25 protein-coding genes and 2 pseudogenes are annotated in these 21879 nt (G+C 60.7%); 13 read left to right on the top strand and 14 right to left on the bottom strand.

The genetic code is table 11. From position 1 onward, the window contains the following. Positions 1-26 precede the first annotated feature (26 nt). The 4 genes from QPJ95_RS04930 to QPJ95_RS04915 all read left to right on the top strand — a co-directional run bounded on the left by QPJ95_RS04930 (position 27) and on the right by QPJ95_RS04915 (position 3387). Complete coding sequence (locus QPJ95_RS04930) at positions 27-935, top strand: formate dehydrogenase accessory sulfurtransferase FdhD (RefSeq protein WP_390923247.1); 909 nt, start codon at positions 27-29, stop codon at positions 933-935. A 75-nt stretch (positions 936-1010) separates the two neighbouring features. Continuing rightward, positions 1011-1631, top strand: a complete 621-nt coding sequence (gene mobA, locus QPJ95_RS04925; protein ID WP_270918532.1) for a molybdenum cofactor guanylyltransferase MobA — start codon at positions 1011-1013, stop codon at positions 1629-1631. Continuing rightward, positions 1628-2137 (top strand): molybdopterin-guanine dinucleotide biosynthesis protein B, encoded by a 510-nt coding sequence (mobB, locus tag QPJ95_RS04920; RefSeq protein WP_270918531.1) that lies wholly within the window; start codon positions 1628-1630, stop codon positions 2135-2137. The genes mobA and mobB overlap by 4 nt, the downstream gene beginning before the upstream one ends. After that, the gene (locus QPJ95_RS04915; RefSeq protein ID WP_270918530.1) at positions 2134-3387 is read left to right on the top strand and encodes a molybdopterin-binding protein; all 1254 of its coding nucleotides are present in this window, start codon (positions 2134-2136) and stop codon (positions 3385-3387) included. The genes mobB and QPJ95_RS04915 overlap by 4 nt, the downstream gene beginning before the upstream one ends. A 220-nt stretch (positions 3388-3607) precedes the next feature. On the opposite strand, the gene QPJ95_RS24165 is transcribed toward QPJ95_RS04915, so the two are convergent. The 3 genes and pseudogenes from QPJ95_RS24165 to QPJ95_RS24425 all read right to left on the bottom strand — a co-directional run. Then, positions 3608-3757 carry a hypothetical protein gene (locus QPJ95_RS24165; protein WP_390923243.1) on the bottom strand — a complete coding sequence of 50 codons (150 nt, stop codon included), beginning with the start codon at positions 3755-3757 and terminating at the stop codon, positions 3608-3610. A gap of 58 nt (positions 3758-3815) precedes the next feature. Further along, a complete protein-coding gene (locus QPJ95_RS24160) occupies positions 3816-4100 on the bottom strand; it encodes a transposase (protein ID WP_449301436.1) in 285 nt (94 codons plus the stop codon). A 68-nt stretch (positions 4101-4168) separates the two neighbouring features. Beyond that, a pseudogene (locus QPJ95_RS24425) lies at positions 4169-4282 on the bottom strand (transposase); the annotation flags it as partial. A gap of 36 nt (positions 4283-4318) precedes the next feature. Between QPJ95_RS24425 and QPJ95_RS24420 the strand changes: the two are divergent. Continuing rightward, positions 4319-4822, top strand: a pseudogene (locus QPJ95_RS24420) (integrase core domain-containing protein); the annotation flags it as partial. On the opposite strand, the gene QPJ95_RS04905 reads toward QPJ95_RS24420, so the two are convergent. The 3 genes from QPJ95_RS04905 to QPJ95_RS04895 all read right to left on the bottom strand — a co-directional run bounded on the left by QPJ95_RS04905 (position 4819) and on the right by QPJ95_RS04895 (position 6923). Further along, a complete protein-coding gene (locus QPJ95_RS04905) occupies positions 4819-5838 on the bottom strand; it encodes a hypothetical protein (RefSeq protein ID WP_270918529.1) in 1020 nt (339 codons plus the stop codon). The pseudogene QPJ95_RS24420 and the gene QPJ95_RS04905 sit on opposite strands and share 4 nt — an antisense overlap. 28 nt (positions 5839-5866) lie before the next feature. Then, positions 5867-6337: a transcription elongation factor GreA gene (gene greA, locus QPJ95_RS04900; protein ID WP_270918528.1), complete on the bottom strand. Its 471-nt coding sequence runs from the start codon at positions 6335-6337 to the stop codon at positions 5867-5869. Between the two features lie 199 nt (positions 6338-6536). Continuing rightward, a complete protein-coding gene (locus QPJ95_RS04895; RefSeq protein ID WP_270918527.1) occupies positions 6537-6923 on the bottom strand; it encodes a VOC family protein in 387 nt (128 codons plus the stop codon). Positions 6924-7035: 112 nt separating this feature from the next. On the opposite strand from QPJ95_RS04895, the gene soxR reads away from it, so the two are divergent. The 4 genes from soxR to QPJ95_RS04875 all read left to right on the top strand — a co-directional run bounded on the left by soxR (position 7036) and on the right by QPJ95_RS04875 (position 12047). Further along, positions 7036-7503: a redox-sensitive transcriptional activator SoxR gene (gene soxR / locus QPJ95_RS04890; RefSeq protein WP_270918526.1), complete on the top strand. Its 468-nt coding sequence runs from the start codon at positions 7036-7038 to the stop codon at positions 7501-7503. A 156-nt stretch (positions 7504-7659) separates the two neighbouring features. Continuing rightward, a complete protein-coding gene (locus QPJ95_RS04885; RefSeq protein ID WP_270918525.1) occupies positions 7660-9309 on the top strand; it encodes an electron transfer flavoprotein-ubiquinone oxidoreductase in 1650 nt (549 codons plus the stop codon). Between the two features lie 253 nt (positions 9310-9562). After that, complete coding sequence (locus QPJ95_RS04880) at positions 9563-11236, top strand: tetratricopeptide repeat protein (protein WP_270918524.1); 1674 nt, start codon at positions 9563-9565, stop codon at positions 11234-11236. Next, the gene (locus tag QPJ95_RS04875) at positions 11226-12047 is read left to right on the top strand and encodes a 4-(cytidine 5'-diphospho)-2-C-methyl-D-erythritol kinase (RefSeq protein WP_270918523.1); all 822 of its coding nucleotides are present in this window, start codon (positions 11226-11228) and stop codon (positions 12045-12047) included. The genes QPJ95_RS04880 and QPJ95_RS04875 overlap by 11 nt, the downstream gene beginning before the upstream one ends. A gap of 16 nt (positions 12048-12063) precedes the next feature. On the opposite strand, the gene QPJ95_RS04870 is transcribed toward QPJ95_RS04875, so the two are convergent. Both QPJ95_RS04870 and QPJ95_RS04865 read right to left on the bottom strand, forming a co-directional pair. Beyond that, positions 12064-12831 (bottom strand): pentapeptide repeat-containing protein, encoded by a 768-nt coding sequence (locus QPJ95_RS04870; RefSeq protein ID WP_270918522.1) that lies wholly within the window; start codon positions 12829-12831, stop codon positions 12064-12066. Positions 12832-12928: 97 nt separating this feature from the next. Next, a complete protein-coding gene (locus tag QPJ95_RS04865; RefSeq protein ID WP_270918521.1) occupies positions 12929-13927 on the bottom strand; it encodes a polyprenyl synthetase family protein in 999 nt (332 codons plus the stop codon). A gap of 57 nt (positions 13928-13984) precedes the next feature. Between QPJ95_RS04865 and QPJ95_RS04860 the strand changes: the two genes are divergently transcribed. The 3 genes from QPJ95_RS04860 to QPJ95_RS04850 all read left to right on the top strand — a co-directional run bounded on the left by QPJ95_RS04860 (position 13985) and on the right by QPJ95_RS04850 (position 15300). Next, the gene (locus tag QPJ95_RS04860; protein ID WP_270918520.1) at positions 13985-14200 is read left to right on the top strand and encodes a putative signal transducing protein; all 216 of its coding nucleotides are present in this window, start codon (positions 13985-13987) and stop codon (positions 14198-14200) included. Beyond that, positions 14197-14970 carry a tRNA1(Val) (adenine(37)-N6)-methyltransferase gene (locus tag QPJ95_RS04855; RefSeq protein ID WP_270918519.1) on the top strand — a complete coding sequence of 258 codons (774 nt, stop codon included), beginning with the start codon at positions 14197-14199 and terminating at the stop codon, positions 14968-14970. Before QPJ95_RS04860 ends, QPJ95_RS04855 begins: the two co-directional genes overlap by 4 nt. Before the next feature lie 153 nt (positions 14971-15123). Next, entirely contained in the window at positions 15124-15300 is a 177-nt protein-coding gene (locus tag QPJ95_RS04850; protein WP_270918518.1) for a YdcH family protein, read from the top strand. Between the two features lie 52 nt (positions 15301-15352). Here QPJ95_RS04850 and yddG read toward each other — a convergent pair whose 3' ends face one another. Together yddG and QPJ95_RS04840 are read right to left on the bottom strand one after the other, a co-directional pair. Further along, positions 15353-16252 (bottom strand): aromatic amino acid exporter YddG, encoded by a 900-nt coding sequence (gene yddG, locus QPJ95_RS04845; protein ID WP_270918517.1) that lies wholly within the window; start codon positions 16250-16252, stop codon positions 15353-15355. After that, positions 16249-17196, bottom strand: coding sequence for a transcriptional regulator GcvA (locus tag QPJ95_RS04840; protein ID WP_270918516.1), 948 nt, complete (start codon positions 17194-17196; stop codon positions 16249-16251). The genes yddG and QPJ95_RS04840 overlap by 4 nt, the downstream gene beginning before the upstream one ends. Before the next feature lie 110 nt (positions 17197-17306). Here QPJ95_RS04840 and QPJ95_RS04835 point away from each other — a divergent pair, with 110 nt between their 5' ends. After that, a complete protein-coding gene (locus QPJ95_RS04835; RefSeq protein WP_270918515.1) occupies positions 17307-17447 on the top strand; it encodes a hypothetical protein in 141 nt (46 codons plus the stop codon). 103 nt (positions 17448-17550) lie between these two features. Here the strand turns inward: QPJ95_RS04835 and phbB are convergent, their stop codons facing one another. From phbB to QPJ95_RS04815, 4 genes are all read right to left on the bottom strand, one after another. After that, entirely contained in the window at positions 17551-18273 is a 723-nt protein-coding gene (phbB, locus tag QPJ95_RS04830; RefSeq protein ID WP_270918514.1) for an acetoacetyl-CoA reductase, read from the bottom strand. Positions 18274-18552: 279 nt separating this feature from the next. Further along, entirely contained in the window at positions 18553-19728 is a 1176-nt protein-coding gene (locus QPJ95_RS04825) for an acetyl-CoA C-acetyltransferase (RefSeq protein WP_270918513.1), read from the bottom strand. Between the two features lie 237 nt (positions 19729-19965). After that, on the bottom strand, positions 19966-20775 hold the full coding sequence (locus QPJ95_RS04820) for an EAL domain-containing protein (protein ID WP_270918580.1): 810 nt from the start codon (positions 20773-20775) through the stop codon (positions 19966-19968). A 169-nt stretch (positions 20776-20944) separates the two neighbouring features. Then, positions 20945-21874, bottom strand: a complete 930-nt coding sequence (locus QPJ95_RS04815) for a sterol desaturase family protein (protein WP_270918512.1) — start codon at positions 21872-21874, stop codon at positions 20945-20947. Positions 21875-21879: the final 5 nt, after the last annotated feature.

The following is a 21879-nucleotide window of genomic DNA, read 5'->3' as shown; positions in this document are numbered from 1 at the left end:
TGATCCTAGTCTGAAGCCACAGACCTATGGCTGATCCGGGAGAGTTGCAATTGCCCAAAACATTCGACACGGCAGACTATCTGATCGCGCCCAATCCGCGGAACTCGCGGCTGACCCGCGCTGTCGCCGGTGTTGATCACAACGGCGAAGCCAGCCAGATTTCGGTGGTCGAGGAGAGGCCGCTGACGATCTATCTGAACAGTCAGGAAATCGTCACCGCGATGACCATTGGCGATTACCCCGAATATCTGGCGCTGGGATTCCTGCGCAATCAACGGATGCTGCGCGACGATGATGTGATCACCGGCGTCGACTATGACGAAGAGCTGGAAACCGTCGTGGTGCGCACCGAGATTCAGACCAGTTACGAGGACAAGCTGAAGAAAAAGACCCGCACCTCGGGCTGTGCGGTGGGCACGGTGTTTGGCGACATGATGGAGGGGCTGGAGGATGTCCGCCTGCCCGCCACTCCGGTCAAGACCTCGTGGCTGTATACGCTGGCCAGCAAGATCAACCGCACGCCTTCGCTGTATCTTGAGGCCGGCGCCATCCATGGCTCGGTGCTGTGCCAGCAAGACCACCCGCTGGTCTATATGGAGGACGTGGGCCGCCATAATGCGGTGGACAAGATCGCCGGCTGGATGGTGTCGGAAGGCGCCACGGCTGCGGATAAGATCATGTATACTACCGGGCGTCTGACCTCGGAAATGGTGATCAAGACGGCGATGATGGGCATCCCGGTGCTGGCCTCACGCTCCGGCTTTACCGCTTGGGGGGTGGAGATTGCCCGCGAGGTTGGCCTGACCCTGATTGGTCGCATGCGCGGCCAGCGGTTTGTCTGTCTGGCAGGCGACGCCCGGCTAGAGCGGGATGTGGATCCGGCGACGGTGTCGGTCGAAGATGGCAAGCACCGGCGCAAGAGTGCGGATCGTTAAGGCAATGTCCGAATTCTTCGAAGAATTCGAGTCGGAAAATTCGAATTTTCCGGATTATGATGAAAGAGAGCATTTATGACCAAACCCATGGGCATAATTCTGGCCGGGGGCCTCGCCACCCGCATGGGCGGCGGCGACAAGGGGCTGTTGCAACTGGGCGGCCAGACCCTGCTGACCCGGGTGATCGAGCGGCTACAGCCGCAGGTCGACGGCATCGCCCTTAACGCCAATGGCGATCCCAAGCGGTTTGCCGACTTCGGCCTGCCGGTGCTGGCGGACAGTATCGACGGCTATGCCGGACCGCTGGCCGGGGTGCTGGCCGGGCTGGACTATGCCGCCGGGCAGGGGGCGGACAGTATCGTCACCGCCGCCGCCGACACGCCGTTTTTCCCGCCGGATCTGGTCGAGGTGCTGCAACTCGCCGCCAAACTGGACGGTACCACTATCGCCCTCGCCGCCACCCCGGACCCGGAGCGCGGCACTCTGCGACAGCCGACCTTTGGCCTGTGGCCGGTGGCGCTGCGCGAAGACCTGCGCGCTGCCCTGAACGGTGGCATGCGCAAGGTGGTGCTATGGACCAATCGCCACGGCGCCGCGGATGCCATGTTCCCCAACTGGGACTATGATCCCTTCTTTAACATCAACCGCCCCGAAGACCTGAGTAAGGCCGAGGCTATGCTGGTCGAGCACTCATGAATATTTACGGAATCACCGGCTGGAAAAACTGCGGCAAGACCGGGCTGATGGAACGTCTGGTGGCAGATTTCATCACCCGGGGCTTCAGTGTTTCAACCATCAAACACGCGCATCACTCCACGGATGTGGATCAGCCCGGCACCGACAGTCACCGGCATCGCCAGGCGGGCGCGTCTGAGGTGATCCTGGCCTCGCGCCAGCGGGTGGCGATCATGCAGGAATTGCGCGGTGCAGATGAACCTTCGCTGGATCAACTGCTGACGAGGCTGACGCCGGTCGATCTGGTGCTGATCGAAGGCTACAAGCGCGAGGCCCACCCCAAGATCGAGGCGCATCGCCAGGTGGCGGCCCAGCCTCTCATTGCTTTGGATGATGCCACAATCCACGCGGTGGCCAGCGATGTCCCACTTGATCTGGACCGCCCGCTGTTTGACCTGAACGACACCGCCGCAATTGCCAACTTCATCTTGGCGGAGCTGGGCCTAACAAACGGGACATCACAATGATCAAACCACCGCCCCTGCGCAATGATTGTTTTGCGCTGCCCGCAGGCACCCACTGGACCCCGGTGGCTGAGGCTCTGGCCAGCCTGCGCCAGCGCCTCTCACCGGTCACCGCCGCCGAGATGCTGCCGCTGGATCAGGCTCTGGGACGGGTGCTGGCGGCGGATGTCACCGCTCTGCGCTCGAACCCGCCGCTGGCCAATACGGCGGTGGATGGCTATGGCTTTGCCGGTCCCATCCCCGAGGGGCCGCAGCTGCTGCCGCTGATCAAGGGGCGGGCGGCGGCGGGCATCCCCTTTGACGGTACCGTACCCGCAGGATCGGCGATCCGGGTGCTGACCGGCGCGCCGCTGCCGCAGGGGGTCGATACGGTGATCCTCGAGGAAGATGTCAATTGTGATGGCCACCAGATTGCCTTTCACGGCTCGCTGAAAAAAGGCGCCAATGCCCGCCGTGCCGGAGAGGATGTCACCGCCTCGGATGTTGTCTTTGCCCAGGGCCGGGTTGTCACCCCCGCTGATCTGGCGCTGGCGGCGGCCACCGGCCTGTCGCAACTGCCGCTACGCCAACAGTTGCGGGTTGGGGTGCTCTCCACCGGCGACGAGCTGGTCGAGGTGGGGCAAGCCGCCGGGGCAGGCCAGATCTACGACGCCAACCGGCCGATGCTGCTGGGGCTGCTAGGGCAGATGGGCTTTGCCGCGGTGGATTTGGGGCGGGTTGGCGATGACCGGGATGCGCTTGAGGCGCGACTGAACAGCGCGGCGGCTGATGTTGATGTCATTGTGACCAGCGGCGGCGCCTCGGCGGGGGATGAGGATCATGTTTCGGCGCTGTTGACCGAAAAAGGCGCGATCCAGCACTGGCGCATCGCGCTGAAACCCGGCCGTCCGCTGGCGCTGGGCATGTGGGAGGGCACGCCGATCTTTGGCTTGCCGGGCAATCCGGTGGCGGCGCTGGTCTGCACCCTGATCTTTGCGCGCCCGGCGCTGGGACTGATGGCCGGGGCCGGCTGGGCCGAGCCGCTGGGCTTTGCGGTGGCCGCCGGATTTGCGAAACGCAAGAAACCGGGCCGCCGCGAATACCTGCGCGCGCGCATCCGACAGGGCCGGGTCGAGACCTTCGCCTCCGAAGGATCTGGCCGCATCAGCGGTCTCAGCTGGGCCGAGGGGCTGGTGGAACTGGGCGAGGGGGCGGTTGATATACAGCCGGGAGATCTGGTGCGCTTTCTGCCCTACAGCAGCTTTGCCCTTTAGGCCGGACCTCCCGCCCGTCATTGGGCCTTACGGCCCGCTTCCCGTTGGGCCCGGCGCCGCGCCAAGCGCGGCGAGGCCGGGTCTAGCCGCCAGATACATGAGCCCGGGCTCACCGCATGCCGCAGGGCGGGGAACTCTCCCGGTGTGGACCTTCTTCTTGTTAAAAATACCTCCGCCGGAGGCTGCGCCGCGCCTTGCGCGGCGCCAGGCCCAACGAGAGTCAGGCATCTGTGATGCGGCAGCGATCGGCGGGAGTGCTTGCGGTGGTTAGGCTCTGGACACAATTGATCCAGCATCTGATCGCGAAAAGCTGGACCATGGAAAGGAAGTTGCGTTTCAGCTTTTCGTATCTGGTCGTCAGCCTGCGCATATCCTTCACCCTGCAAAAGAACCGCTCCACGAGGTTTCGTTTTGCGTAGATGTCGCTATCATGTGGGATGTGGGATGTGGGTGCGGGCGTTTGACTTGGACGGAATCACCGCCAGAGCGCCTTCATCTAAGATAGCCTGGCGGATCGCTGCCGATCCATAGGCCTTGTCGGCACCGATTGCAGCGGGTTGTTTCTGCCAACCAATGACGGCGCCGAACGCTTTACTGTCATGGGTTTGCGCCCCCGTGATCTCAAACCGTAGAGGCCGTCCGGTGCGCCTTGACGATGAAGCTGTCCACCGCATGATAGGTGATTGCCCGCAATCGCCGTGAAGGGGGGAAATCAGAGCGTCCTCGCATTCAACCGCAGGAGCCTCAAAGGCATCCCGCCAAACCCCGCGCTCACCCCATCGAACATAACGGCTATAGACTGTTGTACGCGGACCATATCGCTCCGACAGGTCGCGCCAAGGGGCACCGGTGCGCAGATATAGAAAATGCCGTTCAGGACGGTTCGGTCATCTTTTCGTTCCGGACCACGTCCCTGTTTCGGTAGATGGGGCTTGTGGACAAAGCGAACCGCAAGACAGCCTGGGCGTTTCTGGAGGAGGTGCTGGCCGCTGTTCCCTACAAGATCCACACAATCCTGACGGAGCGAGCCATTGAAGGCGCCATTGGTTCGAGCCCAATGGCGAGCGGCATCCAATTTTCTGAGTAGCCACGCAACCGGAACACACCATATTCCCGGCCTATGAGGTTCGACTTGATCTGCGCTGCAAACGGGATCGAGCACCGCCTAGCCAAGCCCAGCCACCCTTGGACGAATGGTCAAGTCGAGCGAATGAACCGCACACTCAAAGACGCAACCGTCAAGCGTTATCACTACGACAACCACGATCAACTGCGCTGCCATCTCAGTGACTTCCCTGATGCCTACAATTACGCGCGTCGTCTCAAAACACTTAGCGGCCTGACGCCCTAGGAATACATCTGCAAAATCTGGACTTCTGAGCCAGATAGATTCATCCCAAACCCGATCCACCAGATGCCGGGACTGAACGTCTAGTCGAAAGTGCCGGCCACGCGACCCAGCAGCATAAAGGCGCGGGCGGTGCGGGTTTCACCAAGGGCGGCAACCTCACTGTCCGAGGCGTCGCTTTCAAATTCGGAAAACATCTGGTCGAACCGGCGCAGGAAATGGTGCGCCGCGTCGCGAAAGATCGGGTCTTGCTTCATGCGGGCGGCGGTCAGCGCCAGCGAGGTCCGGTCACGCACCCCGCCCAAAGCCGCCACCGGGCGGCCGCGGGCACCCTGGGCAAACTGCCGCCAGATCTCGGGGCGGGCCATGTCCGGGCGCAGGTCGTCCATATAGATGCCATCCTGACTGAGCAGGGTCAGCACATCCTGCGCCGCCTGGATGATCTGCGCCGCCTTGCGATCCTGCAGCGCCTGACGCAGGGCGGCAAAGCCTTCCTCGTCTTCGGCGGTTTCCGGAAAATTCAGTGCCCGGATGAAATCGGTCATCGACAGGGTTGCGGCAATGTCTTCGGCGGTGGTTCCCAGCGCCAGCAGCCCCTGATCCTCGGCGGGTTGCTCGGCTTTTGGCGTCGGAATCGCCGCCCGTGGGGTATCGCGACGGGTCGAGTGAAAGGTGGCCAGTGTGGTTTCGGTCTTGCGGGTGGCCTCGGCGATTTCATCCAGTTTTTTGCTGACCGAGGGTTCACTGCCGGCCGCGCTCAGCTGTTGTTGCATGACATAGGCCGCGCGCAACCCATCAATCGCCGCATGCAGGCGCTGGCTCTCTTCGCGCATCGCCTTGCTGGAGCGAATGGTGATTGCCGCCACCCAGACCATGAGCACCGGCATCAGCACCACCAGAATGGCCATCAACTGGTGCAACCCAGCAAGATCCGTCGCCTGATCACCGCCGGAGAACCCGACCCAGCCTGCCCCCAGAACCCACAGGACGCTGATCACCAGTGCCCAAATCTCGACATGGGTAATGGCGACGGGGCGTGGCTGATCATACAGTCGCGCCGAGGCGCTGCGTTTGCTGTCTTGGTCTGGGTGTTGTCCGGTCATCAACAAGGCTCAAAATCAAAGGGAGGGGTCAGGAATAGACGATCTTCAGCACTTCGTATGAGCGCTGACCGCCGGGGGTGCGAACCTCGACACTGTCGCCTTCGTCTTTGCCAATCAGGGCGCGGGCGATGGGCGATTTGATGTTCAACATCCCTCTTTCCACGTCCGCCTCATACTCGCCGACAATCTGCCAGGTCTTTTCTTCGTCGGTGTCTTCATCCACCAGAGTGACCTTGGCGCCAAATTTGATGGTGCCGGACAGTTTCGCCGGGTTGATCACTTCGGCAAAGCTCAGCACGCCTTCCAGCTCTTTGACCCGGCCCTCGATGAACGAGTGCTTTTCGCGGGCCGAGTGGTATTCGGCGTTTTCCGAGAGGTCGCCATGCTCACGGGCCTCGGCGATGGCCTGAATGATGGCAGGGCGCTCGACGCTCTTCAGTTGCTTCAATTCAACTTCGATGGCGGCATAACCCGCCGGGGTCATCGGAATTTTGTCCATGTGACTGGGTCCAGATATCTATAACAGTGCGTGTCGATTTAAAAACCGGCGCCCCGATGCGATCTGCAACGGGGCGCCAAGTTGGGTTGATATCCACCTGACCCAAAGCCGCCCCTAAATGCAAGGGGCAGGATCTGTCTGTTGACCGTCAAATCTGCCTGTAGGGTGAGTTTGGCGTAAAATTGCGCATTTGACGGGCTTAAGGGGCCTCATATTGCACCAGTTCGTATTCAATCCGGTCGGCGTCGTGAAAGTAGAACCGCCTTCCGGGCTCATAGTCGCCGTGATTGCCGGGGGTGAAACCGGCTTTCTTCACGGCCTGCTCCGAGGCGTCCAGATCCTCGACAATCAGCGCAATGTGGTTGAGCCCGCCGATGGTGGTGTAACTGGATCCCTTGGCGGTTGCGGTGACATCGGGCCGGTACAGTGCAAGATAGCTGTCATCACTGCCGACATGGACGGTGTAACCATTATCCTTGGAGGCCCCGGACCAGCGAATGTGCCAGCCAAAGATCTCGCACATCCAGGCGGCGGTGGCGTCCGGGTCGGAGACGGTGAAATTGGAGTGTTCAAGGATTGCGGGCATAAGAGGGCCTCCTGTTGGGTGATGTTTTGACTTGTACCGGCTCACCGTAATTTCTAAACCTAACTTGAGGTCAAGGTATTTCTGACCACAGAACACAGAACACAGAGGACAGATGATGGCATCCAGCGGACTTTCCATCGGCTCCCTTGCCGACCGAACCGGCTTGGCGGTGTCGGCCATTCGCTATTACGAGACCCAGGGGCTGATTGAGCCCTGGCGCAACAGCGGTGGGCAACGGCGCTTTCACCGCGCCGATATCCGGCGGCTGAGTTTTATCATGATTGCCCAGAAGTTCGGGTTTTCCCTGCCCGAGATCGGCGGCTTGCTAAAGGCTTTGCCAGGCGGTCGAACGCCGACGCCACAGGACTGGGCGCGGATCTCCGAGGGGTTTCGCGCCCATCTCGACCAGCGCATCGAGACCCTGCAACAGCTGCGCAACAATCTGGATGGCTGCATCGGCTGTGGCTGCCTGTCGCTGCCAAACTGCGCCCTGTACAACCCCCAGGATCAGGCCGCCACAAAGGGCAAGGGGCCCAGATTCCTGATGGGGGATCACTCGGAGACGGAAAATCGCAGCTGAGGCGCGGAGTTTTACATTTTTTGGTCTCAAAATACCCTTCAACGGCAGTCAAACGTCGAGTTCGGATTGACCTTGGTATCTGGTGGTGGCTAATCATTCGCGAAACAAAGTTGCGCCCAGCGGCGCCGGTAGCGAAATATAGCCAAGGAGCGCCTGATGGCCGAGTTTGAACGCGAAGCAATGGAATATGATGTGGTGATCGTCGGGGCCGGCCCTGCGGGTCTCTCGGCGGCGATCCGGCTTAAGCAACTGGATGCTGATCTTGAGGTTGTGGTGCTGGAAAAGGGCTCTGAGGTTGGCGCCCATATCCTGTCCGGCGCGGTGCTGGACCCCTGCGGTCTGGATGCGCTGATCCCGGACTGGAAGGCCAAGGGCGCGCCGCTGACTGTGCCGGTCACGGACGACAAATTCTTTATGCTGGGCGAGGCCGGTCGGGTCCGCATTCCCAACTTCCCGATGCCACCGCTGATGAGCAACCACGGCAACTATATCGTGTCGATGGGCAACGTCTGTCGCTGGATGGCGGAACAGGCCGAAGAGCTGGGTGTCGAAATCTTCCCCGGCATGGCTTGTTCCGAGCTGATCTTTGGCGACAAGGGCGAAGTCAAAGGCGTTGTTGCCGGTGAGTTTGGCAAAAATGCGGATGGCACCCCGGGACCGTCATATGAGCCCGGCATGGAGCTGCACGGCAAATATGTCTTCCTCGGCGAAGGTGTGCGTGGATCGCTGTCGAAAGAGGTGATTGCCAAATACGACCTGCAAGCGGGCCATGAGCCGCAGAAATTCGGCCTTGGCATGAAAGAGATCTGGGAGATTGATCCCGCCAAGCACAAAGAGGGCTCAGTTACCCACACCATGGGCTGGCCTCTGGGCGGCAATGCCGGCGGTGGTTCGTTCATCTATCACCTGGATAACAATCAGGTTTACATCGGCTTTGTGGTGCACCTGAACTACCGCAATCCGAACGTCTTCCCCTATATGGAATTCCAGCGCTTCAAGCATCACCCGATGATCGCGGAACTGCTGAAAGGCGGCAAACGCGTTGCTTACGGCGCCCGCGCAATCACCGAAGGTGGCTATCAGTCGATGCCCAAGATGGTGGCACCCGGTGTGGCACTGCTGGGCTGCTCGGTGGGCATGGTCAACGTGCCGCGCATCAAGGGCAACCACAATGCGATGTTCTCGGGCAAGGCCGCTGCCGAAGCCGCCTTTGAGGCGATCAAGGCAGAGCGTTCCGGCGATGAGCTGACCGCCTATGAGAGTGAGGTCCGCGACGGTGTCATTGGCGACGATCTGAAAAAGGTCCGCAATGTCAAACCGATGTGGTCCAAGTGGGGGATGATGGCCTCGCTGATGCTGGGCGGTCTGGACATGTGGACCAACACCCTGCTTGGGTTCTCGTTCTTTGGTACCGTCAAGCACGGCAAGAACGATGCGATGGCCACCGAAGAGGCCAGCAAGCACAAGATGATCACCTATCCAAAGCCGGATGGGAAACTGTCGTTTGATCGCCTGACCAACGTCAGCTTTGCGATGACCAACCACGAGGAAAGCCAGCCCTGCCACCTGCAACTGGCCGACCCAAGCCTGCCGATCAGCGTCAACCTGCCCAAATACAACGAGCCGGCGCAGCGCTATTGCCCGGCTGGCGTCTATGAGATCGTCGAGAAAGATGGCAAGCCCGAGTTTGTGGTGAACTTCCAGAACTGCGTCCACTGCAAAACCTGCGACATCAAAGACCCCAGCCAGAACATCACCTGGGTCACCCCGCAGGGTGGCGACGGCCCGAACTATCCAAACATGTGAGGCCAATCCGTGAATGCATTGCCTGGCGGTCGCGCCGGGCAATAGCTCCGCGCTTAGACCCATACGGGCAGGGCAACCGCCGCCGCTATTTGCCACAATAGGCAAAAAACCGTGTATTGGCCCTTGGTGGCAACGCGTGCCATTGCGTCCTCGCCTGCGAGCGCCTAGCGTGGTTGGAAATTAAAATAGCGAGGCATTCGATCCGGTGACTTTTCCTTTCCGACGCGCCGCAACGGCGGCTTTAGCCCTTTCTATGGCATTTGCTGCGGCGGCTCCGGCCTCGGCGCAGGAAGCCGCTGGTGCCTATCTGGCAGGCCGTGCCGCGACCTATGACAGCAATTTTGCAGCGGCGGCCAACTACTATACCCGGGCGCTGGTGCGTGATCCTCAGAACGCAGTGTTGATGGAAAACGTGGTGTTTGCGCAGATGGCGCTGGGCCAGCTGAAACGGGCGCATCCGGTGGCGCAACGCATGTGGGACGACGGTATCAACAGCCAGATTGCCAATATGGTGATGGTTGGCGGCTTTGCCCAGGCGCAGGATTATCAGGCGCTGCTGGATCGCGACCCGGAGAAACAGGGCATTGGCCCGCTGGTGGATGGATTGGTGACAGCCTGGGCCCAGCTCGGCGCGGGCAATGTGACCCAGGCGCTGGCCGAATTTGACCGCGTCGCCGAGGACGAAGGCCTGCGGCTGTTCGCGCGCTACCACCGGGCGCTGGCTCTGGCCTCGATTGGCGAATTCGACGCCTCTGAGGCGCTGTTTGCGGCTGACGATGGCCGGTTGTCCAAGATCACCCGCCGCGCGGTGCTGGCCCGGGTGCAGGTGCTGTCGCAGTTGGGTCGCAATGAACAGGCGATGACCTTCCTGACCGACGCCTTTGGCAGCCAGCTGGATCCGGCGCTGTCGGTCATCTATGACCGCCTTGCCGGGGATGAAACGCTGCCCTTCCTTCAGGCCGCCACGGTCACCGATGGCATTGCCGAGGTGTTCTACACCGTGGCCTCGGCGCTGAGCGGCGAGGCTGCCAATGACTATGTGCTGGTCTATGCCCGCATGGCCGCAGTGCTCAGCCCCTCTCATATGGATTCGATCCTGCTCAGCGCCGACCTGCTGGAGAAACTGGGCCGTTACGATCTGTCAGTGGCCACCTACAAACTGGTGCAGCCGGGTCACCCCGACTATCACGCCGCTGAATTGGGCCGCGCCGAGGCGCTGCGCCGCGCCGCCAAGCCGGACGCCGCGATCGAGGTGCTCGAGCAGCTGACACGGGAGGTCCCCAATCAGCCCAACGTCTATTCGTCACTGGGTGACTTGCTGCGCCAGCAAGAGGATTATGCCGGGGCGGTTGCGGCCTATGACACCGCCCTGTCGATTTTGGATCAGCGAAAGACGTCAAGCTGGTTCATTCTCTATGCCCGCGGCATCAGTCTGGAACGGTTGGACCAATGGGACCGCGCCGAGGCTGATTTCCGCGCCGCCCTGGTGCTGAACCCGGATCGCCCCGAGGTGCTGAACTATCTGGGCTACTCGCTGGTCGAAAAGCAGATCAAGCTGGACGAGGCGCTGAGCATGATCCAGCGCGCGGTCAAAGCCCGCCCCGATTCGGGCTATATCCGGGATTCTCTGGGCTGGGTGCTGTATCGTCTGGGCCGCTACGGCGAGGCCAGCGCGCAGATGGAACGGGCGGCGGCGCTGATGCCGGTTGACCCGGTGGTCAACGATCATCTGGGCGATGTGTTCTGGGCCGTCGGCCGCTATCGCGAGGCTGAATTTCAGTGGAAGCGGGCGCTCTCCTTTGTTGATCCCGAAGATCTCGACAGCGAGGCCGACCCGGAGCGCATTCGCCGCAAGCTTGAAATTGGCCTGGATCAGGTTTTGGCCGATGAAGGTGCCGAACCGCTGAAGCTGGCCAATGACGGCTGAGGCCTTTGCCCCCGCCAAGATCAACCTGACTCTGCATGTGACCGGCCAGCGCCCGGACGGCTATCATCTGCTCGACAGTTTGGTGGTGTTTGCCGATGTCGGGGACCGTCTTTGGCTAACACCGGGCGACCAGCTCTCGATTGATGTGTCTGGCGAATTTGCCGAGGGCGTGCCCACCGATCACCGCAATCTGGTCTGGCAGGCCGCGACAGGGGCGGGGTGGTCCGGGCGCATCCAGCTGGATAAGGCCTTGCCGCATGGGGCCGGCATTGGTGGCGGCTCATCTGACGCCGCGTCCGTGCTAAAAACACTTGCCATTCAGGGTCTTCCAACAGCCAAAGAGTTTCACCTCTCTCTGGGGGCGGATGTGCCCGTTTGTATGGCGGCACAGGCGTCGCGCATGCAAGGAATTGGCGATCAGATCAGCCGTGTTGCACTGCCCAAACTCCCGGCGCTTCTGGTGAACCCCGGCGTCCCTGTGCCAACTGGCGCTGTCTTTTCTGCACTGGCCTGGCGTGACAACCCGCCAATGCCGTCTAATATCCCCGAATTTTCCAGCGCACAGGATTGTGCCGCGTGGCTGTCCGAACAGCGCAACGACATGCATGTCCCAGCAGCGGCGATTGCCCCTCAAATCGACCAAGTGCTGTCTGAAATGAAGTGCACCGGCAATATGCTGTTGGCGCGGATGTCAGGCTCTGGGGCCACATGCTTTGCCCTGTATCCCACTATGATAGCCGCCCACCGTGCAGCTTACGATATCGGTGCCGCGAACTCTGATTGGTGGTGCGTCGCAACTGAACTGAGCTAGTGATCAGTCCTGCGGTTCAACCGCCATCCGGAGTGACATCGATGCCAAGGCCGGTCAGCAAATGATGTTGCTGCCCCGCCGAGACTCTCATGCCGGCATGGCTCTTCAGGCCGGTCAGCCTGAACCCGTGCAGATCACTGCCGCGCAGATCCGCCCCGGCGAAATTCGCATCCGTTGTCTCAATGCTCTGCAGGTTGCAGTCGCGCATCACGGCATTGACCAGCCGCGATTGCTGGAACGTCGCATAAGACAGATCACAGGCTTCAAAGGAACAGGAGGTCAGGTCCAGTTTGTCAAATATGGCGTCCGCCAACTGGCAGGCCTTGAAGCGGGCGCTGGCGAACCTTCGCTTGCCCGCACTCTGCACCAGCTTGGTGTTGTCCAGATCCAGCCCCCGCATCTGGCAGTCTTCAAAGGCCACATCATAGGCCTCGCAGCCATTTATTTTGACCAGCGCCATATTGCAGTTTGCAAAACGCGCTCGCCCCAGATCGCAATAGCGAAACGCGGTGGCACGGGTGGTCGCCCCCTCAAAGAACACCGATCCGTCAAACCGCGCATCGCTCAGATCGGCGCCAATAAACTGACAGTTGATGAACCTGCAGTTGCTCCAGATGCTGGCGGCCAACATCTCCCCCTTGATGTGGCTGTCGCGGATGATGCAGTCGCGAAACGATAGCTCCTCCGCGCCATTGATCCGCTCAAAGTCAAAGCCGGAGAGGTCCTGACCGGCGCAGCCATTGTCGCGTTCAATCGTGTCTCGCAGCGCCGCCCTCAAATCCAAATCCCCGCCAGCTTCTTCTTGTTAAAAATACCTCAGGGGTGAATTGACCTGCAAGGTCAAGAGGGGGCAGCGCCCCCTAAGCCCACTCAAAGCCCACTCAGTTCAACCGTTCGACCACATAATCCGCCAGATCATGCAGCATCTGACGGATCGGATGATCCGGCAAAACCCGCAAGGCATCCTTGGCCTTGGTGGCCCAGCCATAGGCATCATTCCGGGTTGCCGTCAGGGTGTCGTATTTCCCCATCAGCGCCATCGCATGCTCCAGATCACCGTCCTTTTGGCGACCTTTCTCGATGGTGCGCTTCCAGAAATCACGCTCTTCTTGCGTGGCCTGCGCCACCGCCTTGATCACCGGCAAGGTCAGCTTGCGCTCGCGGAAATCATCGCCGACGTTCTTGCCGGTGGCCTTGGCATCGCCCTGATAATCCAGCAGGTCATCGGCAATCTGAAAGGCGATCCCCAGCGCATCGCCATAGGTGAACAGCGCCTTGACCTGCGCTTCATCCGCACCGGCAATCACGCCGCCAACTTCGGTGGCAGCCGAGAACAGCGCCGCCGTCTTGCCGCGCACCACTTGCAGATAGATGTCTTCGCCGGTGTTCAGGTCCTGCGCCGCAGTCATCTGCAGCACTTCGCCCTCGGCAATGGTGGCCGAGGCATTGGCGAGAATGTCCAGCACCCGCAGGCTGCCGGTCTCGACCATCAACTGAAAGCTGCGGGAAAACAGGTAGTCGCCGACCAAGACCGATGATTTGTTGTCCCACAGCAGGTTGGCAGTGGGACGGCCACGGCGCTGGCCGCTTTCATCAACCACATCGTCATGCAACAGGGTGGCGGTGTGAATAAACTCAACCGTGGCGGCCAGTTTCAGGTGATGCACCCCGTCATATCCGCACAGCTTGGCCGCAGCCAAGGTCAGCATCGGCCGCAGCCGTTTTCCGCCGGCCTCTACCAGATGCGCGGTGACCTCAGGAATGCGTGGCGCGTGCTTCGAGGCCATTCGGGTGCGGATCAGCTCATTCACTGCATCCATTTCACCGCTCAAGGTGGCCGCCAATTGTTCGTGCGGTTTCTGTGCCAAACTCTGGTTCATTATATTCCCGACTGCAAGGCTCGACATCCGACCAGCCTTGCCCTTAGATCCCATCTTATGAAGGAACTTTTGCGCAGCACCGACCCAACCATCATGGCCTTTGCCTCTGCCCTTCTTCAGGGGGAGGATATAGACTGCTTTCAGCTCGACGTAAATATGAGCATTCTTGAGGGAGGCATCGGAATTTTCCCGCGTCGTCTGATGGTTCGCCTTGATGATCACGCCGCCGCTGAGCGGGTGATGACTGACAATGAAATTCCTTTGGGCAAATGAGCGACTTCAACGACAGCGCCCTGACCTGCAACGATTTCCTAGGCGGTAAGGTCCGCTTGTGGCAGCCCAAGGATGGTTATCGCGCCGGGGTGGATCCGGTGTTGCTGGCGGCCAGCGTTCCGGCACGGTCCAATCAGCGGGTACTGGAGCTTGGCTGTGGGGCAGGGCAGGTGCTGCTCTGTCTTGGCGCGCGGGTGCCGGATCTGGACCTGACCGGGGTGGAGCTGCAGCCCGACTATGCCCAGCTGGCGCGGCGGAACGGCGTTGAAAACGGCATTGACCTCGCGGTGGTGCACTGTGATCTGGCCGGGCTGCCCGAGGATCTGCGGCAGCGCCAGTTTGACCATGTTCTGGCGAACCCTCCCTATTATTCCCGCGGGGCGCACAGCCCCTCACCCGATGCCGGACGGGCCACCGCCCTGGGCGAGCAGACGCCGCTGGCGGATTGGATCGCGGTGGCGGCAAAGCGGCTGGCGCCACAGGGCATGCTGCATATGATCCAGCGCATTGACCGGCTCCCCGAGATGCTGATCGCCTGCGACGGGCGGCTGGGCTCGATCGAAGTGCTGCCCTTGGCCGCGCGGGTGGGGCGGGCGCCTGAATTGCTGATTCTGCGGGCCCGCAAATCCGGCCGCGCCGCGTTTCGCCTGCACGCGCCGCTGATCCTGCACAAGGGCGCGCGGCACGAGGGGGATGGCGACAGTTATCAACCCTGTATTGCAGCCATTCTGCGCAAGGGTGCAGCGCTGGAATGGCCGGGCGGGCGGTAGGGTTGCGCGGGGCTTTGCCGTTGGGGTTGTATAGACCGGCAAGAACTGGCCGAAGGTGATTATTTCATGACAAATGAATGCGTCTGCGGCGTGACAGATGCAATTTCTTGTGGTCCACTGATCGGGCAAACTAAGCTTTTAAGGAGGATTGCCATGAGCCTCAGCTCACATCTGGTTGAACTGAAAAAGAAGCATGTGACCCTAAGTGATGAAGTGGAATACGCGCAACGCGCACCCAGCACGGACGGGCTCCAAATCGCCGAGATGAAAAAGCAAAAGCTGAAACTCAAGGAAGAAATCGAACGTTTATCGAGCGTCGAACTGACCTAGCATGATGTGGGTCGGGGCCTGACGGCCCCACCCAACCGTCTATGCAGCATAATCACCGCTTACCCGCCGCGTCGGATGCCTTGCGCCGGGACAGGGATGTGCTGGCCCGCGCCGCTATGATGGCGCCCAGGGTGATCAGCACCGCCGCCGCCGCCAGACCCCAGGATGGCGCCGCAATCCCGGCCATGACCAAAACCAGTGTCGACAAAAGCGGTGCCCCGTATGAACTGGTGCCCAGCATCTGAATGTCGCCCTGTTTGACGCCAATATCCCAGACATAAAACGCTAGTCCCACCGGCCCCAGACCCAGCAACAGGGTCGAGCTCCAGCCCAGCACTCCAATCGGCCAGACCGTGTCCTCGATGGCGAAATGCAGCCCCCACGAGGCCACCGCGGTGGCGCAGCAGAACACCGCCACTGAACTGGTCGGCGCCGATCCCACCAGTCTGGAGATCACCGAATAGCCCGCCCAGGTCAGTGCACAGAGCAGCGCCAGCCCATAGCCGGGCAGAAACTGCATCTGAAACCCGGTGCCGCCACCGGCGATGATGGTGGCGGCGCCGGCAAAGCCCAGGGCCGCGCCGATCAGGTGGCCGCGACGCAGGGTTTCGCCGGGCAGCAAGCCGGAAAACAGCACAATCAGCAGCGGCCAGAGATAGGCAATCAGCCCGGCCTCAGCCGCCGGGGCCAGTCGCAGCGCCGAGAAATACAGCGCGTGATAGCCAAACAGCCCAACCGTGCCAAAGGCGTAGACCTTCCAGGACACCCGGCGCAATTGTCCCAACTGGCCGCTGGCCAGTGTCCAGATCAACCCAAGGGTGCCGCCGATGCTAAAACAGATGGCGTTTAGGAGCAGCGGCGGCGTTGGCGCCGAGCCGACGGTCAGCAGCGCCAGCAGCGACCACAGGAGAACGGCGATGAAACCGATCGCGGTGGCTTTGGATTTACTCATAGGGGAGGGATGTCCTCAACTGGGATGATGGTGAAGTGATCCGAGATATGAACAGTTTTTTCAATCTCGGCAAAGAACCAATCGCGAAATGCGGCGATCTGTGGCCGTGTTTCGGCCCCAGGCAGGCACAGGAAGCGGAACCGCCCCTGGGTTTCAATCGCGACCTTGAAGGGGGCGACCAGACGGCCATCGGCCAGATCCTTGACGATCATCGCGCGCCGTCCCAACACCACACCAACCCCGGCAATCGCAGCATCAACCGCGTGGTCGGCATTGGAAAAATGAGTGCCATGGACCGGAGTATGGTCAAGCCCCACCGCCCTGAACCATGTTGGCCAATCACAGGGCGGACGTAGAAAGCCAATCGAATCGTCATAGATCAGCCGGGCCTTCATCAGGCTTTCGGGGGTTGGAAATTGCTCGGCCAATTCCGGCGACATCGCAGGTGTCAGCCATTCCTTGCTGACCGGTACGCTGTAAAGACCGTCGTCAGCGCCCTCGCCAAAGCGGATCGCCACATCGACATCGTCCCGCGCCAGATCCATCTGGCGCAGAGTGGCCGAGAACCGCAGGTCGATCTCTGGGTGGGCGCGGGCAAATTCGTATAATCGGGGGGCAAACCACTTTGCCGTCAGCGCCGGGCCGGCAGTGACGGTCAGATTGGTATTGTCCTGCAAACGTCGCGTCGCAGCCCAGGCGGTTGACAGTGATTGAAAGCCTTCCGCCGCGCCGGGGGCCAGGCTGCGCCCGGCCTCGGTCAGCTCGACCATGCGGTTCTTGCGGAGAAACAGCGGCTGACCCAGATGCTCCTCCAGCGATTTGATCTGAAACGACAGCGCCGCCGGGGTGACGTGCAATTCAGCCGCCGCCAGCGCGAACGACATATGGCGGGCAGCGGCATCAAAGGCGCGCAGGGCGGTGAGCGGTGGGAGACGGTTCGACATTTCACACAAGTATTACTTAACTGAGCAGATGAAAAGTCTCGTTTGTGCCCACTATGGGCTGGGGGCATAGTGACGACAGGTAAACAAGCCTGAACCGAAGGAGCCTTGTCATGCTGGAATATAAAGTAAATGCCGCCACCCGTGATGCCATTGCGCGTGCCCACGCCGAGCGCGGGCAGGTGCTGCGCGATTTCTGGACTTGGCTGTGGCAGTCCCGCAAGGCGATCAGGGCCAAAACCGTTGCGGTCTGATCAGGCGACAGTTTCCCGCTGAGCGCAGCGCGCGCGTTCTTACGGGATACAGAAAAGGGCCGGCCCAATTGGGTCGGCCCTTTTTTTCACCGCGATCGGGGCCTTAAGCGAAGAACTGGGCACCATTGGCCGAGATGGTCGAGCCGTTGATAAACCCCGAATCCTCCGAGGCCAGGAAGACAACACAGCGGGCGATCTCTTCGGGTTCACCCAGACGACCGGTGGGGATCTGTGAGATGATGCTGTCGCGTACTTTCTCGGGCACCGCCATCACCATTTCGGTGGCGATGTAGCCCGGGCAGATGGCATTGGCGGTGATGCCTGCGCGGGCGCCTTCGTGGGCCAGCGATTTGACGATTCCCAGATCACCGGCTTTGGTTGCGGCATAGTTGACTTGGGCAAACTGGCCTTTCTGGCCGTTGATCGAGCTGATCACGATAACCCGACCAAACTTGCGCTGCCGCATGCCGGGCCAGATCGGGTGAACGGTGTTGAACACGCCGGTCAGATTGGTGTCGACCACCTCGGTCCACTGTTCAGGTGTCATCTTGTGGAACGGCGCATCGCGGGTGATGCCGGCATTGGCGACCACAATGTCAATCGGCCCCAGATCGGTCTCGACCTGGGATATTCCCGCTTTGCTGTCCGCGTAGTCGGCAACATTCCATTTATACGCCTTGATGCCGGTCTCTTCGGTAAAGACGGCTGCGGCTTGGTCATTGCCGGCATAGGTGGCGGCGACGCTATAGCCTTCGGCCTTTAGCGCCTGTGAAATTGCTGCGCCGATGCCGCGTGTGCCGCCGGTGACGAGAGCTGTTCGTGCCATATGAAGAATCCTCTGGTAAAATGTTCACTTGGTAATCTTGCTACAATTTTACTATCCCATGCGCAATATTCTTGCGCAGTGAAATTGCCGCAACACCGCATAAAGTGTCACATGCGCATCATCACAGTAGTATGACGGGGCATTGATGCAAGCCATGTTGGCCGGGTCGTGGTGAGCTGCCCATAATTCAGGCGCTCTGGTGGCGGCAGGCAGATTTAGCTGCGGCATAAAAAAAGGGCGCCCGAACCGGCGCCCTCCTTCATGCAATGTCTGAAACGTTTAGGGACGTTCAACGCAGATTGCGACACCCATGCCGCCGCCGATGCACAGGGTGGCCAGACCCTTTTTGGCGTCGCGGCGCTGCATTTCGAACAACAGGGTGTTCAGTACCCGGCAGCCCGAAGCGCCGATCGGGTGACCAATGGCAATGGCACCGCCGTTGACGTTGACGATCTCAGGATCCCAGCCCATTTCCTTGTTCACGGCACAGGCCTGGGCGGCAAAGGCTTCGTTGGCCTCTACCAGATCCAGATCGCCGACGCTCCAGCCGGCTTTCTCCAGCGCCTTGCGTGAGGCGTAGACCGGGCCAACGCCCATGATCGAGGGGTCCAGACCCACGGTGGCATAAGAGGCGATGCGCGCCAGCGGTGTGATGCCGCGCTTTTCAGCGTTGTCGGCGGACATCAGCAGGGTGGCCGCGGCGCCATCATTCAGGCCTGAGGCATTGGCGGCGGTGACCGAGCCGTCCTTGGCAAAAGCCGGACGCAGTTTTTGCATCGCCGCCATGGTGGCGCCGTGGCGGATGTATTCATCCTGATCGACCACAATGTCGCCCTTGCGGTGCTTCACCGTAAAGGCGGTGATCTCATCAGCAAACCTGCCAGCCTTCTGCGCCGCTTCGGCCTTGTTCTGGCTGGCGACTGCAAATTCGTCCTGCATCTCGCGTGAGATCTGCCACTGGTTGGCGACGTTTTCGGCGGTCTGGCCCATGTGGTAGCCGTTGAACGCATCCCACAATCCGTCGCGGATCATGGTGTCGATGTATTTCATGTCGCCCATTTTGTGGCCCGCCCGCAGATGCGCGGCATGGGGCGACAGGGTCATGTTTTCCTGACCACCTGCGGCGACGATCTCGGCATCCCCCAGCATGATGTGCTGCGCACCCAAGGCAACAGCGCGCAATCCCGAACCACAAACCTGGTTCAGGCTCCAGGCTGAGGCCGCAACCGGCAGTCCAGCGTTGATATGGGCCTGACGAGCCGGGTTCTGACCCTGCGCAGCGGTCAGCACCTGACCGAGAATGGTCTCGGATACTTCACCTTTTTCGACACCGGCGCGTTCGACGACGGCCTGCAGAACAGCGGCCCCCAGATCGTGGGCCGGGGTGTTGGCGAAGGCTCCGCCAAAGCTGCCGACGGCGGTACGCGCGGCGGATGCGATTACAACATTGGTCATTGATATGGGTCCTCTGCCATCAAATTATCATTGGGAAACATCACAGCGCTGATCGTCCTGTGTGCAGGTGCAGCATCTGTCATCTCCCTCCCTTACGGGGTTTCAAATAGCGAATTGCTGCAGGTGCAGCAATGGACAGGGTGTCTCAGGCGGGGGCATCGAGTCAATTGCGGAAACGGAAAAACACCCGGATCCTGCAAGATCGGGTATTTCTACGTAGAGTGTTGCGGGTGCAAATCAGGCGCGGGTGCGCTGTTTCAACTCGTCGATCCAGGGCGGGCTGACCGACGGCGCGCCGAATAGAAATCCCTGTAGGCAGTCAACACCGATCGACACCAGAAACTCCGCGTCCTCGCGGTTTTCGACGGATTCAGCCACCACCAGCATATCGAACTGTTTGGCCACCGACACCAGCGCCCGGGTCATCGCCTGATTGTCATGATTGGCATGCACGCCGCGAATGAACTGGCCGTCAATCTTGACCGCATCAAAAAAGAAGTCGCGGAAGTATTTGATCACCGAAGTGCCGGCGCCAAAATTGTCGAGCGCAAAGGCGATGCCATGTTCCTGCATCCGCCCCATGAAATCGACCACCAGTTCCGGCGCCGCCATCGCCGAGGCCTCGGATATTTCCAGCACCAGCCGTTCCCCCAGCGTGGCGTCTTTTTTCATGTACCGTTCCACCACCCGCATCCAGCGATTATAGCCGATAGAGCGGGCAGACATATTGATCGACAGGCGGATGTCGGGACTGCGCGATAGTGCCTTGAACCCATGTTCAAGCGCCAGACAATCCAGCACCCGGCCCAGTTCCTTGTCTTCCACCACCGGCATGAATTCGCGCGCGGGAATCACCCGGCCGGTGGCGTCCAGCACCCGGATATATCCTTCGTAAAAGGCCGGCTCATGCGGCGGTAACGCCTGCATGACCGGTTGATAGGCCAGCATGGTCTGGTTGTGCGCGACTGCGTCTTCCACCATGCTGAGCGTCGATTGATCGCGGCCCAATACGGCTGCGTTCAGCGGGTTGTCTGACCCTTCGGGCATATTAGCCTTGGTTCGTTGCCAATTGTTCACCTTCTGGTCCTCATCCCTTGCCCGAGTCTGCCTGCACTATACGTCGATGAGCAGGGTCGGTTAAAAGGATGAAGGTGCGATTAAAGATCGCATTTTAGGGAAACTGGCAGGGTGATCAAAGCCGCAGCGCCTAGGCGGATCAGTTGAACCCTGGCGTGCCGGCGTCCTCGGGGTGGCGCGCCAGATGTTTTTCCTTCAGGGTTTCAGAGGTATCGCGGCTGCCATCGTGGCTATAGCCGGGTGGGGCCAGCATATAGGCAAGCCGTTGGCGCAGGGTTAACCCCGACTGACTGGCGTCGCTCCAGATGCCAACCCATTCATGAAACGCCACCCTTAGCGGGTTAAAGCTGGCCAGATTATGCACCAGCCCATAGTCCACCGCCTCGCTGTCCTGTTCCGGCACAAAGGTGCCGAACATCTTGTCCCAGATGATAAATACGCCGGCATAGTTGCAATCCAGATAGCGCGCATTGCGGCCATGATGGACCCGGTGGTGGCTGGGGGTGTTCATCACCGCCTCAAACCAGCGCGGCATCTTGCCAATTGCCTCGGTGTGGATCCAGAACTGGTAAATCAGGTTGATACCGCTGACAAACAACACCAGCGCCGGGTGGAAGCCTATCAGCACCAGCGGCGCGCGGATGATCATGATCAGTGAAAAGGTACCGGTCCAGGTTTGCCGCAGGGCGGTGGTCAGGTTGTAGTGCTGGCTGGAGTGGTGGTTGACGTGGCTGGCCCAGACCCAGCGGATGCGGTGGCCAAACCGATGCACCCAGTAATAGCGCAGGTCATCCAGCACAAAACAGATGATAATGGCCAGCACCGAGGTGCCCAGGTTCAGCGGCGTCAGCGCCCAGAGCCACATGAAGAAACCCCAGGCGATAAACCCCAGCGCGATGCCCGAGGCCACACTGCCCGCGCCCATGATCAGCGAGGTCACCGCGTCGCGGGTCTCATAGCGGCCACCGCGGCCTTTGATGGCGATCCAGGCCAGCTCTCCCAATATTGCGATGATGAAAAAAGGCACCGCCCATTGGGTCACGTCGGGGTATGAAAGTGTATCTGTCATGGAAT

The sequence above is a fragment of the Parasedimentitalea psychrophila genome, assembly GCF_030285785.1.
In the GTDB taxonomy this organism is placed as follows: Bacteria; Pseudomonadota; Alphaproteobacteria; order Rhodobacterales; family Rhodobacteraceae; genus Parasedimentitalea; species Parasedimentitalea psychrophila.
This window is presented reverse-complemented; position numbering and strand designations above follow the sequence as displayed.

What these genes read in the sequence shown, in the direction of transcription:
- QPJ95_RS04930 (WP_390923247.1), top strand. Translation starts at nt 27, where the DNA reads ATGGCTGATCCGGGAGAGTTGCAATTGCCCAAAACATTCGACACGGCA.
- mobA (WP_270918532.1), top strand. Translation starts at nt 1,011, where the DNA reads ATGACCAAACCCATGGGCATAATTCTGGCCGGGGGCCTCGCCACCCGC.
- mobB (WP_270918531.1), top strand. Translation starts at nt 1,628, where the DNA reads ATGAATATTTACGGAATCACCGGCTGGAAAAACTGCGGCAAGACCGGG.
- QPJ95_RS04915 (WP_270918530.1), top strand. Translation starts at nt 2,134, where the DNA reads ATGATCAAACCACCGCCCCTGCGCAATGATTGTTTTGCGCTGCCCGCA.
- QPJ95_RS24165 (WP_390923243.1), bottom strand. Translation starts at nt 3,757, where the DNA reads ATGCGCAGGCTGACGACCAGATACGAAAAGCTGAAACGCAACTTCCTT.
- QPJ95_RS04905 (WP_270918529.1), bottom strand. Translation starts at nt 5,838, where the DNA reads ATGACCGGACAACACCCAGACCAAGACAGCAAACGCAGCGCCTCGGCG.
- greA (WP_270918528.1), bottom strand. Translation starts at nt 6,337, where the DNA reads ATGGACAAAATTCCGATGACCCCGGCGGGTTATGCCGCCATCGAAGTT.
- QPJ95_RS04895 (WP_270918527.1), bottom strand. Translation starts at nt 6,923, where the DNA reads ATGCCCGCAATCCTTGAACACTCCAATTTCACCGTCTCCGACCCGGAC.
- soxR (WP_270918526.1), top strand. Translation starts at nt 7,036, where the DNA reads ATGATGGCATCCAGCGGACTTTCCATCGGCTCCCTTGCCGACCGAACC.
- QPJ95_RS04885 (WP_270918525.1), top strand. Translation starts at nt 7,660, where the DNA reads ATGGCCGAGTTTGAACGCGAAGCAATGGAATATGATGTGGTGATCGTC.
- QPJ95_RS04880 (WP_270918524.1), top strand. Translation starts at nt 9,563, where the DNA reads ATGGCATTTGCTGCGGCGGCTCCGGCCTCGGCGCAGGAAGCCGCTGGT.
- QPJ95_RS04875 (WP_270918523.1), top strand. Translation starts at nt 11,226, where the DNA reads ATGACGGCTGAGGCCTTTGCCCCCGCCAAGATCAACCTGACTCTGCAT.
- QPJ95_RS04865 (WP_270918521.1), bottom strand. Translation starts at nt 13,927, where the DNA reads ATGAACCAGAGTTTGGCACAGAAACCGCACGAACAATTGGCGGCCACC.
- QPJ95_RS04860 (WP_270918520.1), top strand. Translation starts at nt 13,985, where the DNA reads ATGAAGGAACTTTTGCGCAGCACCGACCCAACCATCATGGCCTTTGCC.
- QPJ95_RS04855 (WP_270918519.1), top strand. Translation starts at nt 14,197, where the DNA reads ATGAGCGACTTCAACGACAGCGCCCTGACCTGCAACGATTTCCTAGGC.
- QPJ95_RS04850 (WP_270918518.1), top strand. Translation starts at nt 15,124, where the DNA reads ATGAGCCTCAGCTCACATCTGGTTGAACTGAAAAAGAAGCATGTGACC.
- yddG (WP_270918517.1), bottom strand. Translation starts at nt 16,252, where the DNA reads ATGAGTAAATCCAAAGCCACCGCGATCGGTTTCATCGCCGTTCTCCTG.
- QPJ95_RS04840 (WP_270918516.1), bottom strand. Translation starts at nt 17,196, where the DNA reads ATGTCGAACCGTCTCCCACCGCTCACCGCCCTGCGCGCCTTTGATGCC.
- QPJ95_RS04835 (WP_270918515.1), top strand. Translation starts at nt 17,307, where the DNA reads ATGCTGGAATATAAAGTAAATGCCGCCACCCGTGATGCCATTGCGCGT.
- phbB (WP_270918514.1), bottom strand. Translation starts at nt 18,273, where the DNA reads ATGGCACGAACAGCTCTCGTCACCGGCGGCACACGCGGCATCGGCGCA.
- QPJ95_RS04825 (WP_270918513.1), bottom strand. Translation starts at nt 19,728, where the DNA reads ATGACCAATGTTGTAATCGCATCCGCCGCGCGTACCGCCGTCGGCAGC.
- QPJ95_RS04820 (WP_270918580.1), bottom strand. Translation starts at nt 20,775, where the DNA reads ATGCCCGAAGGGTCAGACAACCCGCTGAACGCAGCCGTATTGGGCCGC.
- QPJ95_RS04815 (WP_270918512.1), bottom strand. Translation starts at nt 21,874, where the DNA reads ATGACAGATACACTTTCATACCCCGACGTGACCCAATGGGCGGTGCCT.